Origin of the sequence: Veillonella parvula, assembly GCF_002005185.1 — a bacterium.
In the GTDB taxonomy this organism is placed as follows: domain Bacteria; phylum Bacillota; class Negativicutes; order Veillonellales; family Veillonellaceae; genus Veillonella; species Veillonella parvula_M.
Window position 1 is genome coordinate 320,320 of the sequence record NZ_CP019721.1, and the last position, 12,642, is coordinate 332,961.

The following is a 12,642-nucleotide window of genomic DNA, read 5'->3' on the forward strand; positions in this document are numbered from 1 at the left end:
ATCAGAGCAGTATTTTGGTTTGTCGGAGTTGAGCCAACTCCACGCATCAATTAGTTTTTTTCGATTTCAGCCTTTTTTTCATTAGTGAAACGCATAGTTTCAATTGCTAATTCCATAACGCCATCGTTTGGTGCTTCTGCGATTTCACTATCAGACATCTTATACACATTTTTCATAATCCATTCGGCTAAATCGCGATACCACAATAATTTAGCCGGTTCAGGGGTTTCTTCCGGAAGTGGTGTGTATAACGGATCTAATTCAGCCTTAATCAATTCGCTACGCTCAGCAAATGTTAAACCTCTTAATTTAATATCTTCAAATGCCATATGGGCACCTCCTAGTATTGTTCTTGGTTATTAACTAATGTAATGATGGCAGCGGACTTACCTGCATCTGCACGGTAGTACGCCTTAAACGGTAATTCGATATTAACGCCTCTAGGGCCATCGATACCTGGGGATTGTCTTTCATATACAAGTTCAGGCAACTTAAATGTAAGTGACCAGTCGTCTTGTTCGAGTCGTAATTCCAAGCTGGATTCCGTACCGTTAACCGCCTTATTCAAAAGGTCTTTGTTTTGGAAGAACGCTTTAACCGTGCCTGAAATAGTCGCAATACCTGGGTCAATGTATGTTCTAAAACCTTTGCCGCCAATAGCGTAAGAGTCACCGTCCAAGCCAAAGTCAAAATTGATATCGCAACTTAAAATGTTGGCTACCGTAACGCCGCCTTCTTTAATTGTTGCGTTTAGATTTTGGAATGGTAGGAAATTAACTGCTTTTGCTGCGGCGTCGAATGTAGTGGCCGCTAATGTTTCCTTACAGCCCATTACATCCACAGATGCAGTTAATTCAGCATCACCGCCAAATTTAAAGCCTAATTTACTAACTCGCACACCGGCGAATTGTTGGAACACGTTAACATCAGGATAGCCCTGTTCAATAGTTAACGACGGCATCGTATTACCGATTTTAAATACGTGCTCAGACTTCTTATTTGGTGCTTGGCCAGTTGTATTAGAAGTCGGTTGACCGAATGCAGCTTTTAGCCAATATCCGATGTCGATTACACCAACAGGCACGGTTAAACTACCGGACGTGTCAATGTTGCCACGGAATGGCGCTGCAGGATTACGATCTCCACGGATTACGGTGGAGTCGTTTAAATTTTGACTAGCTTTTACGGAGCTAGAAATAATCGGAGTGATTACACCGCCAGTGGTTGGCGTTGTACCAAAATCCGCCTCAAACGCAATCGCCACATGGGACTGAGAGCCCTGTGCACGTTTTGCTGTTGCCATATGCATTTCCTCCTTTAATATTCAATATTTCCGCCGATTACATGCGGAATTTCTATAGTAGCTGTTAAACGACCAGTAAACACCGGGCGCCAATTCATTGAGTCTAATTCATAGTCAATATCGATTACTGGGAACGCCGGATTCACCTTACAAATGCATTCAATAATTAACTGCCCTAGGTTATCTGATTCTAGCGCTCCATCGTATCGAATGATATTCTTAACACGAGTTGCGCCTTCATGGACAATACCCCAAACGATTATTAATGAATATGTGTAAGTATCCGCAAGCCCTTCGCTTTTACTACTTGGCAGTAATATGATGCAAGGGCAATCTTCTTCAAGCGGTGCTTCGACGTCATCATATCCGACATACAGTTGCGCCGGCTTTCCGTATTTGTCATTACAAAATTTAGTCAACGCCTCATCATTCGCTAAGGCCTCAGCCCATCGCTCAACGATGCGCGTCAGTGGAATTGTCTGTTGCATCAAATCACCTTACCTTGTAGTTACGTCGAGATGCAGATTGTGCTACCGATCCATATATAGCGTAGTCGCCTATCTTATCCTCGATATAAGGTTTAAGCTTAGGCTGTAACGCTGCTTTCATAGGACCATAAGTATGACGCGGCTGAATTTTGAACATCGATTTTCCCTTCGGTAACGGTACACCTGCAGCAAATAACTTCTTGCGCATAGGCTCCGTAATCTGCTTGGTGTATCCTTCCTCGATACGTTCACCTAACCGTTTAGCCGAATTTGATAACCACCCGACACGGACGGATTGCTTGCCTTTGTCATATTGATATCCGACTGCATTCGATAGCTTACCGAGAGGACTGTAGCCGATTGTCCTGGCGCTAATACCCATATCAAGTAAGGCATTTCGCGATTTCGAGCCCCAGGCTTCCCGTTCTGCCCGTCCTCCGCTTTGATAAGCTTTCCGAAGTTTCGCACCAAATGCTGACTCAAATGCAGCACGTCGCGCGGGCGCCATGAAGTTAGGATACTTACGTCCGCCCGGTGCACCTGACCGAATGCCCTGCTTGATTTCCTTTTGCATCATCCAACCTGTTGACTTTAATGCCTTACGCATCCAGTCCGGTTTAGTCTCTGCAATGAAATTCAGATACGGCGTGGCTGTGTCTGTAATCGTAATAGGTTCATTACTCACGGTCTCACCGCCCTCACGTTATGCACGATTTCAAGGCAATACATCGTACCGTCAAAATTGGAAATATGATCAACGTACCATTTCTCGCCATTGATATACACTTCGTCTTTTGACCGAGGTTCGGGAACATCCTTAGCACGCACCCAAATCTGAGCTTTATCAGCTAATGCTTTATCGACAAATCCGGAACCTTTGCCATCATATTCGCCAATCTCCACGCTAGCTTTGATAGCTTGGCCTTTGTAGGTAATCTTTTCGCCAAATACAGAAAGCAGTGCATTAGGCTTATATCCTAATTTCATAGTGCATTACCTCCTATGAAGTAGGCGGGCGTATGCCCGCCCTTACATTACTTTTCTACATTAGGCCAAAGAGCTACATCAACAGTCTTAGCGCTTGCAGATTTTGCAGAAATGGCAATGCCCAATACTGGATTTGTGTCTGTTTTAGTTGCACGCTTTTGCGTTTTATCAAAATACACAACATCACCTACTGCAAATGCATCTGTCACAACTGCATCAACTGTAAAACATCCTGTGACCTTAACCGCACCGATTGCACCAGGAGCAATATCAGTTATTGCCACGCCGTGCATTTTGCCGACAGGGACAATGTCCCCTACGGCAATCATATCGGATGCTGTATTTTTAAAATCAATACGATCTAATTCTTGAATGAATTGTGCCATATCTAGTTACCTCCTAAATCAATTACTAATTATTTACCAGGGTTTTTGTACAAGCCACGGAAGTCGAGCGCTGTTGCGTTGCAATCCATTGCTACTTTGTACTCAATGCCGTCAACTTTAAAGCCTGTTTGTGTTTCCAATCGAGGTGTTTCAACACCGTTCAAGTACGTTACTTCGATAGTTTGAACATCTGTAGGACGAGCTGCTAAATACCATGCGTGTGGATCTGTTAATGCCGCATCAACTACAATAGTGAATCGACCGCCGAATGGGTTAACTGTACCATTGCTACGAGCTGGGTCCACTGTGGATTTAACCAATTCGTAAGCCAATGCTTCGAGTTCTGGCGGAATAATCAAATATGTAGGTGCGATGTTCAAATTGCGATTTTCGCCAATATGCTTTTGACGGCGCATTGCTGCTACACCCGCAGATAAGGAGGCAACACTTAATTCAGCACCAGTAGCCGCCAAGTTGCCTCTGTCAGTACCGAATAGTGCTTTACCGTCACTCAATACGGTATTACCTGTTAGCAATCCGTACACCATGCTGTTGATGGTATCCTTTGCAGAACGACCAAATTTGGAAGCGATATCTTTGAACACACCCAAATCATCATTGATGATAGCTTGTCGTGTTAAGCTGAATGTACGACCGTATGTTAATACACGAACGTCGTTACCAGCTTCTTCCAACTTAGAATCCTTGAATTGTCCACCTTCAGGAACGAGTTTCAATTCAGCTGTTTCAGAAAGTAAAATACGTTTTGCCGGTTTGAAATCACGATTACTACCTTTGCCGGTCCATGCATCGAATGTAGTCGGTGCAGTTTCATAGCCTTGTACCAAGGACTTATTTGCTACGTTAGACAAAGCAATTGGGAAGGTAGACGTGGAGTTGATAGCTTCACGAGCCAATTCCAAACGGTCAGCATAGTTAGCGGTTAATCCTTCACGAACTAAAGACTCACGAGCTAATTCCATCAAGGACATAGAACGAAGTTCATTTGCGCCTGGTGCAGGGTTCGCAACAGGGATGCCTGCAGACATCATCAAAGCATCTTGCATAGCCATACGGAACTTATCAGAATCTGCTTCACCAACTTTAACGGATACTGGTTTATTGCGTTCACGCAACGCATCCATTACTGCCTCACGAACTTCGGCAACAGATTTGCCGGATTTGATGAATTCATCTACACCGTCAACTTCGAAATCACGGCATAGGCTAGTGATTGTGGATACACGTTCACGTTCTGCTGCAATCAATTTTTTAGCGTCATCCGCATTAAAACCTTTAACTCCGGACTCTGGTACTTCCGGTACTACTTGTGGCACGTTTTGCTCAGTGCCTTTTGCTTTTGCATCACCTTTCATAGGTTCCTCCTCATTATCATCTACACTTCTGCCTACCCCTACACTTGGATCTGCAGGGACGGACACAATACTAATTTCCAATGGTTCCCAGCCTGTAATTACATATCCTGGGCCGGTAAAACGACCATTGGAGCTTTTAGAATCGAAATCGATTAATTCCTCATATCGACTTATGTCATATCCGACACTCACACCTTGTAACGTGCCTTTTAACACTTTTTGATAAATCTTTTCAGATTCATCATCTTCATCGAATCGAACAATCGCCTTGCCGCGATTATCTTCAATCCACACTTTATCGATGTGACCAACAACTGCACTGCGATTGTGATTGAATAGTAATGTTCCTAAACCGTTATTAAATCGGTCTAGGTTAACGCATCCTTCGTCATGACACAATATCTCTGTTCCGAACCATCTTTCATATGGTTCTTCAGAGGAAAAGGACAATTCGACGGTACGGTCATCATTCGCCTCGATGTTTGTAATTTGCGCCTCTCGGGCATATTTACCTAAGAGCTGATTCTTTGCAAATTTCCCCACTAGCTATCATCTCCTTTCATATCAGTGGCGTTATCATCCGCTAGATTCGTTATGTCCCCATTCATATCAAGGGCAACACCCAATTCCTTAATGCGGTCTTGTTCCAGCTTCCGCTGTTCTAATACTTCTTCCCAGTCCTTACCTGATGCACTACATACATCCTCGAGCGTTGTGAGTCCTGCCTTAATCGCTTCCTTGTTAGCATTAACTTCCTTAACAGGGTCAATCCAAGACCAGCCTGGAGCTAACCACGCTACTTTTTTATAAAGTTTTGGGTTCGCTGCATAGTCATTGGCCGGGATAATTCCCTTCAGGTAGCACGCTTCAATGAAAGCCCGCCATACCGGCATACAAAAATGCTCAATTATAAAACGCTGCATCTGCTTGAATGATTGCTGGTCCTCCAGCATATTCTGCCGAGCTGCGGAGAAGTTACCACTAATATTGCGCGTCACTATGTCCGCGCTTAGACCCATACCTGACGCTATGCGTCTTGTTTGTGTCGCTGAGTATTCTGATGCGGTTCCTGCATTTCGCTTAGGCTCCGCAAACGAAATAGATTCACCGGCACGTAGATGCTGGATAATCCCTGGTGCCATCGAGCGGACTTTTTTGCCTTTACTGTCAATCTTACTTGCAACCATCGGGTTACCCCCAGTATTACTTGTTACGAACGCGCCGAAACATGCGGCTACACGAGCCGCTATAAGGTCGGCATCCATGTATTCATCTACGTCGTGAATACGCTTTAATACGAGGGCTAACATACTAACCCCGCGCAGTTCACTAGGTCTACGAGGCTTATGTAACAGGAAAGCCCTATTACTTGGTAATCGTGCCTCATTAAATGACCGTATTCCTAACGGGTCTGTTTGGAATACGTGATATGCTATTGGTCTTCCGTATTTATTAACTTCCACGCCATTAACAATACTGTTGCCATTCTCGCTTACCGATACGGCTCCGATATTCTCGCCCTCGATAAGCTGTAATGATAGTGGTATATCTGCGCCTTCGGAGGTCATATTAACTAAGATTTCCCCGTCATAGACCATTCGGCGCAGAGCCATTTCCTGCAATTCGTAGAACGTAGATATCCCTCTGATATCCGCATTCTCTTTATCCACCCAGTCAGACCAAGCCTCCTCAATCTTCTTATTGAGTCTTTCATTCAGCTTTCCTGCGCGGGTCTTAATTTTGCACTGTGGCTTTATTCCGGTACCTACTACATTCCGTAGTAATGCCAATACAACACTTTCAGCGAGGTCACTATTAAGTTCTGCTGCACGTGCACGACCGCGGATCAAATCACGTTGGCCTGATGCTACCTGTTCAGCTGTACCAAATACTGGCATCCAGTCGCCACTCAATCGGTCTGTTGACGCCGCATCATATCCACGTTCAAGCGAACTACGGAAATATGCCCTGCGAGCAGCACGCTCTGGATTGAAATAAGCTATTACCTTATCAAGTATGTTCATCGTCGTTCCCATGACACGTAGGATGTCGTGCTATTACATTCCTCATCATCAACGCGAACCATTAACTCACGTTCACGGGCATATAATGTCGGTAGGTCATGCGTTTTAAAACGCTTACCACCTACAGACATCTCGGCGTATCCATTCGTCTCGATTTCCTCGATTATCGTTCGAATACGCTCCAAGTCTTCTCTTGCGCTCATGGTCTCACCTCCTTCTTAGCTAAACCAACCTCGGCTATCTGCATTAAAGTCTTCAACATCCGTATCTTCGTCCTCCTCATCGGTATCCAGATTATATTCGGGTAAGTATTTAACACCTACCGAGTCCGCCACCATGGCGTTGTATACACACGTATCCAACAAGTGATTTGTTGGATGACTGGTTAATGGTTTCCATTGCACTGTAACTGCTCCGGTCTTTACATTTCGGATTTCTTGCTTTTCCTCCGACCGGAGGTGTTCCGAATATTCCTCCGGGCAATCCTTAAATAAATGGATTGTGCCAGGCTCATTAGCCGGACGTACCATACGTGCAAATATAAAGTCCTTCCAGTAATCGGTATTCACTACGTACAGCTTCATGCCTCCGATGACGCCCTTCTCGATGCTGCTCATCTTATAAGGCGGCGCTAGAGGACTGTGCGATGAATCACCTTTAACTGGCACGCATACTTCTGGGTACTGCGCACAGTACTGATATACTTCATCTGTTCGGTAGCCACTATCGATACCGGCCCTCACAATCTTACGGGCCTCACCATACTCTGATGGATATTCTCTATCGATGAGTATCTCGGTTAAGTCTGCCCAACTACTTGCTTGACCATAATCGACTAAGTAGCTTGATACACCATGGGCGTAGGCTCTAACCTCCCACCAGAAATGATCCTGCTGCACGTCGACAGAGGCGATAAGTAGTGGCGCATGCTGTGGCACAACACCTCGAGGAACTTCCGATTGCGTAAACACGAGGTTCTGCGTGCTTTTAGTTTTCGCAGATTTCCACGGCTCTGCTAGCCATGAATTGATGAAGTTCATTAACTCACTTGGCGTATCTTTTGATTTGACAAACTCATACGCTACATCCCCGAAGGTGACCCATGGAGAATATAGAGATGATAGCTGATAGGCGACCGACCGGACGACTCGAACTTGCGATTCATTCACCGCCAGCCATTCACCTTGCCGGAGCATATCCATCTTATGCTTATCATCAATACGGTGCTTACAATGTTCGCACTCATAATATGCGGTATCACGTATCATATCCGCATTGCCATGGTGTTCTTCCGGCCATTTTATCTGTTTGAATTTGAGGGTCTGCGACACCCCGCAATGCGGACATGGCACGTAATACTGCTTACGTTCATTTGCGCCCATATAGGATTGCCAAATATTGCCACTTTCAATCGTAGGAGTTGACACCCTTACAATCTTCTTATCAACGAATGTCTTGGTACGTTCCTCAGCCAGCTTAATCGGATTCGCTTCCTTACCGGAGAAAGCTGGGTACTTATCAATTTCATCGAAGAATAAGTACTTAATTGACCGACTTGACAAGCTACTTGGTGAGTTCGCTCCTACGAGCACCATGTAATTCCCGTTAACGAAGTCTAACTCTAGTAGCTTACTGCTTTCGTCATACATATCCGCAAGCGGCTCTACGCTCCTAATCATTGGCTGTACACGTTTATCACTAGCGAATTTCGCGATAGTATCCGTCGGATAAACCATCATGGTTGGAGATACGGTTTGATGTAACGCATATCCAATCATATTAAGCTCAGTTTCCGTCTTACCAATCTGCGCTCCGAAACATAACGAGATGCTTTCAATGAGAGGGTCTGTGAATTTGTCCATAGGCTCCTTGAGATAAGGTGTCCGCGCTGTACGCCATCGTCCAGGTTCAGCAGATATATTAGTCAGTACCCTGTACCTATCCGCCCATTCCGAAACGGTGTATCTTTCAGGTGGCTTGAATGCCTCTAATTCCTCAGGGAACCAGTCAACCTTTGGACTTACCTTTTCCCGTGGCTTTGACTTTCGGCGTGTACTCGCCTGCGCGTGCGTAGCTTTCGAGGTATTCTTCGACAAGGCCATTCACCACCTTTTCTACACGAGCACGTTCCTCAGGATCCGTGAATTCACTTCCGATACGCTTACCTAATTTGGTAAACGATGTTTTTAATTCCAATATTCGGTTAGCCCATGCCTGCGCCACATCGGCACGAGGGACATATTCGCCATTAAGCACATCTAGCATTTTCTTTTCACGCGCGGCCTTTGCTTCTTTATAATCTGCTTCGGCTTCTAACTTACGAGTTGATGCGGATTTGCTTTTAGCGTTATCACCTTTCGCCTGTCCTAAATACACGAGGACTTCCCGGAGATTCCACCAACCTACAGAGGCTTTAGGCATCCCTGCTTTATGATGTCGAGAAATAATTTCCGGAGTGACCCGCAAGAGGTCACATAGTTGAGTGCTTGATACGAGCAGATTGCCCGCAGCATCAAATTTCACTCTCGGTTTTGTGTCCGCCATAGGTGTACTCCTTTCTAAATTCGTCTTTCTACATTCAACAGGAAAATTTTTCTCACAGAGAGAGGACCATCGCGCGGGGGCGACCAGCGGCCATTTTTCGCCCTCGGAGTACCTTTTCCAAATTTTTATTTTCTCAATTAGGTATTATCATTGATACTCAATAAAAAAGGGTAGACCTCAACTAAGTAAGGTCTACCCCGGGGCAGTGCAGCAGGCAGACATATTGTGCGGGCCAGACACTGCCTGCTATCTACTACATTTACATTATATTAAATTAAGAGTGTGCCATTCTATGCCATCTTTTCAAATTCAGCTATTGCTTTCTTGTGAAGTCTGTGAACTTGTCGCCACGAATACCCTAGTTCGACAGCTATCTGCTCCCATGGCAATGCATTAATGTATCTGAGATTCAGTACATCTCTGTATTGTCCGTCAGTTATTTGGTTGATGACTTGCTTGACCTTGTTTCGAGAATCAATCAATTCATCCCATTCTCTGTTCAGCTCCTCCCTACATTCTTGTAAGTGCTTACTGATTCGTGGCATAGCATCTCCCGATTCACATATCTGTATAGCTTCTGAATGTAAATCTCGGTTAATCGCACCTAGCTGAATCTCTAACGCACGCATTCGCTGCTCAGTATGACGGACAGCTTGTAATTCTTCTATATCCATCATATGCGATAGTCCCCATATTTACTGATAATCATCTGTGCTCGTAGTAATCCGTCAATGTATCCGCTTTCACGAATTCTATCATATAGCATAGGTGATCTCAGTTGTCTATTCCGGGCTCGTATGATGGCAAGACTTAAATCTGACTGTACAGCACCTACAATCACATCTGCCCTGCTTCTACACTTTTGCATCATTTACCTCCATACGTTCGACAATATCCTCGATGGCTTCTACCATATCTGCTTTGCATTGCTCAACAGCGGTAAACATCTCCTCACACATGGCGTACGCATCATCACTCAGGTCATCATCTAATCTCTCGGCAACATTATCCTTAAGATTATCTACAACCTTAACTATATCCATGACAAGATAATACGTGTCATCTAGATAGTGCCCTTTGTTAATTAGTAGTCGCTCGACTTTTGTCATGTTCTTCCCTCTTTGCGATTTCCCGATTTAGATACCAACGGGCTTTTTTCAAATCCTTAATAGCATCGTCCTTATGACCAGCTCGGGATACATACTTTACTACATTACCCAATCGATACCCTAGTTTCTTGTCTTCGATGTAATCGATAACCTCGATATTTCCTTGTGTATAATGGCTTGGGTGGTTTATATCATCGCATTGATTAATTATGCGATTAGGAGATTTATCTGCTATAACTTTCTCTATTGTTAATCCTGATTGATTCGATACATTCTGTAATCGTTTTAGATTTTCGTTAGCTGCCAAACGTTTTAAAGTTTCATTAGCTGATAACTTAATAGGTGGTGGCGGTGGTCTATTAGGTCTCTCATACAATCTACCTGGGGTTAGCTCATATACTGTCTTGTGTTTTCGATTATCAATGATATCTATAACTTGAATAGTCGTGTAACACACTATTACTACGATTAATCCTGCCGTTATAAATTGACCCATATTAATCATCCTTTCTGTATTTATCGATTCTTGCTTTTAGGCTTTGCAGCACATATTCCTGTGCTCGGTCTTTTTGGGCTAGTGCATCCATCATATCCTCATCACGAGTTCCCTCACATATTAGATGATGGATAATTACCTTCTCCATTTGACCTTGGCGATGTAACCGCTTATTAGCTTGTTGATATAATTCAAGACTCCAGTTTAACCCGAACCATATTACGTGGTTACCACCGTCCTGTAAGTTAAGCCCGTATGCCGTACTAGCCGGATGTGCTAATAGAATATCAATCTCTCCAGCATTCCACGCTATCTCATCATCGGCACCCTTTAACTCACAGACTCGTAATTTAGTCTTAGCTAATGCTTCTTTTAACCGTTTACAGTCATGTTTAAAGTTGTAAAACACTAATGCAGGCTTTCCGTTTAACTGTTCTACGAGTTCCATAAATGCCTCAATTTTACAACCATGTATCTCGTGAACGTTTCTGTCGCCATCATATACAGCACCGTTCGCTAGCTGTTGTAGCTTTGTGGATAATGCTGCTGCACTCAAAGCTGTGATATCTTCGTCGGCTTCAATCAACTCTAATACAGATGTGCGCTCCATATCTTCGTAGGCTTTTTTGGCTTTCGCATCTAACTGCACATATTTAATATCGTTGATTACTGGAGGTAATTCCAAATAGTCATCAGCTTTCATGGATATGCATAACCCAGATATTGCCGTCATAATGCTGTCATTTGAATCGGATTTAGGTTTATAGGAGTACACCATTTCGCGTGACCTCTGATCGGGCTCGAAATAGTAATCTCTAAATCCTGTATACGTTTTCCCTAATGACTCGCCGCGGTCTAATAAATACACTTGCGCCCATAGGTCGATTAATCCGTTAGGGGCTGGCGTACCTGTTAACAACACCATGCGCTTGATATGGTTATGCATATAGGCTAATGACTTAAAACGCTTAGCTGTGTGGTTTTTAAAGGAACTAGATTCATCCACAACTACCATGTCAAACGGCCATACATTCTTGTAGTAATCAACTAACCACGTTACATTCTCTCGATTGATGATGTAGATGTCAGCAGGTGTGTTTAAAGCCTTAATACGCTTTTTCAAGCTGCCTAATACAGTAGATATCCTTAATATACCTACACCGTCCCATTTTCGCGCTTCTCGTTGCCATGTAGCCTCCGCTACTTTCTTAGGCGCTATGATTAGCACTTTACGGATGGCAAATCTAGAGTACTTCAATTCGTATATGGCTGATAACGTGATAATCGTTTTCCCTAAACCCATATCCAGGAATAACCCTATCTTATCTTGATTAACGGTCTTGTCGATACAATATCGTTGATACGCATGCGGATTAAACTGCATTACGATTTCACCCCGAATTCTTCTGTGAATTGTTCCAGATAACCAGACACGGCATCATCACCTTTTAACACAAATACTTTTTGATTTAGCTTTTGAAGTTCACGGGCTTGGACACCCTGCAACCGCGAAAGTACGCCTTTGGACGTCTTCAACTCTACGAAATGAATAACGCCGTTCGGCCATATGACGATACGATCAGGCACACCGACATTACCAGGGGATACAAACTTATACGCTTTACCTCCCGCGCGTTTGACGCCTACAACTAATTTTCTCTCGATATCCTTTTCTAACATTTCTCACCTCTGAAATTTTTAAACGTTAACATGTTTACATACGCGTATATGAGGGTTCAAATTAAGGCTGTAAAGGGCGTATTTTTTCTTAAAACTCTTTGTTTTGATATTTACCAGTATATAATGTTAACAATGTTAACCAACCTATATGAATATAGATAAATACTGACTTTATGCGTTAACATAGTACGTTAACATTCTCCGAATTCGTTAACATTCTAATGTTAACAAAAATACTGAGAATGTTAA

Annotated in this window: 16 protein-coding genes; all 16 read right to left on the bottom strand. The window is 43.7% G+C overall.

The window, feature by feature from the left end; all coding sequences use genetic code 11:
* Positions 1 to 50: 50 nt before the first annotated feature.
* Positions 51 to 329 carry a hypothetical protein gene (locus B1A77_RS01580; protein ID WP_004697615.1) on the bottom strand — a complete coding sequence of 93 codons (279 nt, stop codon included), beginning with the start codon at positions 327 to 329 and terminating at the stop codon, positions 51 to 53.
* Positions 330 to 340: 11 nt separating this feature from the next.
* Positions 341 to 1,303 (bottom strand): phage tail tube protein, encoded by a 963-nt coding sequence (locus B1A77_RS01585; protein WP_077707707.1) that lies wholly within the window; start codon positions 1,301 to 1,303, stop codon positions 341 to 343.
* A gap of 14 nt (positions 1,304 to 1,317) precedes the next feature.
* Positions 1,318 to 1,791, bottom strand: a complete 474-nt coding sequence (locus B1A77_RS01590; RefSeq protein ID WP_077707708.1) for a hypothetical protein — start codon at positions 1,789 to 1,791, stop codon at positions 1,318 to 1,320.
* A gap of 4 nt (positions 1,792 to 1,795) precedes the next feature.
* Positions 1,796 to 2,299: a hypothetical protein gene (locus B1A77_RS01595; RefSeq protein WP_237301783.1), complete on the bottom strand. Its 504-nt coding sequence runs from the start codon at positions 2,297 to 2,299 to the stop codon at positions 1,796 to 1,798.
* A 173-nt stretch (positions 2,300 to 2,472) separates the two neighbouring features.
* Entirely contained in the window at positions 2,473 to 2,778 is a 306-nt protein-coding gene (locus B1A77_RS01600) for a hypothetical protein (RefSeq protein ID WP_077707710.1), read from the bottom strand.
* A 47-nt stretch (positions 2,779 to 2,825) separates the two neighbouring features.
* Positions 2,826 to 3,164 carry a DUF2190 family protein gene (locus tag B1A77_RS01605; protein WP_077707711.1) on the bottom strand — a complete coding sequence of 113 codons (339 nt, stop codon included), beginning with the start codon at positions 3,162 to 3,164 and terminating at the stop codon, positions 2,826 to 2,828.
* 29 nt (positions 3,165 to 3,193) lie between these two features.
* Positions 3,194 to 5,083, bottom strand: a complete 1,890-nt coding sequence (locus B1A77_RS01610) for a prohead protease/major capsid protein fusion protein (protein WP_077707712.1) — start codon at positions 5,081 to 5,083, stop codon at positions 3,194 to 3,196.
* The gene (locus B1A77_RS01615; RefSeq protein ID WP_077707713.1) at positions 5,083 to 6,564 is read right to left on the bottom strand and encodes a phage portal protein; all 1,482 of its coding nucleotides are present in this window, start codon (positions 6,562 to 6,564) and stop codon (positions 5,083 to 5,085) included. Before B1A77_RS01615 ends, B1A77_RS01610 begins: the two co-directional genes overlap by 1 nt.
* On the bottom strand, positions 6,561 to 6,767 hold the full coding sequence (locus B1A77_RS01620) for a hypothetical protein (RefSeq protein WP_077707714.1): 207 nt from the start codon (positions 6,765 to 6,767) through the stop codon (positions 6,561 to 6,563). The genes B1A77_RS01615 and B1A77_RS01620 overlap by 4 nt, the downstream gene beginning before the upstream one ends.
* A gap of 15 nt (positions 6,768 to 6,782) precedes the next feature.
* On the bottom strand, positions 6,783 to 8,426 hold the full coding sequence (locus B1A77_RS01625; protein WP_237301785.1) for a terminase gpA endonuclease subunit: 1,644 nt from the start codon (positions 8,424 to 8,426) through the stop codon (positions 6,783 to 6,785).
* Between the two features lie 145 nt (positions 8,427 to 8,571).
* A complete protein-coding gene (locus B1A77_RS01630) occupies positions 8,572 to 9,030 on the bottom strand; it encodes a hypothetical protein (protein ID WP_237301787.1) in 459 nt (152 codons plus the stop codon).
* Positions 9,031 to 9,398: 368 nt separating this feature from the next.
* Positions 9,399 to 9,785: a DUF1492 domain-containing protein gene (locus B1A77_RS01635; RefSeq protein WP_077707717.1), complete on the bottom strand. Its 387-nt coding sequence runs from the start codon at positions 9,783 to 9,785 to the stop codon at positions 9,399 to 9,401.
* Positions 9,786 to 9,962: 177 nt separating this feature from the next.
* On the bottom strand, positions 9,963 to 10,217 hold the full coding sequence (locus tag B1A77_RS01645) for a hypothetical protein (protein ID WP_077707719.1): 255 nt from the start codon (positions 10,215 to 10,217) through the stop codon (positions 9,963 to 9,965).
* Positions 10,189 to 10,713, bottom strand: coding sequence for a DUF3310 domain-containing protein (locus B1A77_RS01650; RefSeq protein WP_077707720.1), 525 nt, complete (start codon positions 10,711 to 10,713; stop codon positions 10,189 to 10,191). The genes B1A77_RS01645 and B1A77_RS01650 overlap by 29 nt, the downstream gene beginning before the upstream one ends.
* A gap of 1 nt (position 10,714) precedes the next feature.
* Positions 10,715 to 12,097 (bottom strand): DEAD/DEAH box helicase, encoded by a 1,383-nt coding sequence (locus tag B1A77_RS01655; RefSeq protein ID WP_077707721.1) that lies wholly within the window; start codon positions 12,095 to 12,097, stop codon positions 10,715 to 10,717.
* A complete protein-coding gene (locus tag B1A77_RS01660) occupies positions 12,097 to 12,393 on the bottom strand; it encodes a VRR-NUC domain-containing protein (RefSeq protein WP_077707722.1) in 297 nt (98 codons plus the stop codon). Before B1A77_RS01660 ends, B1A77_RS01655 begins: the two co-directional genes overlap by 1 nt.
* Between the last annotated feature and the right edge of the window lie 249 nt (positions 12,394 to 12,642).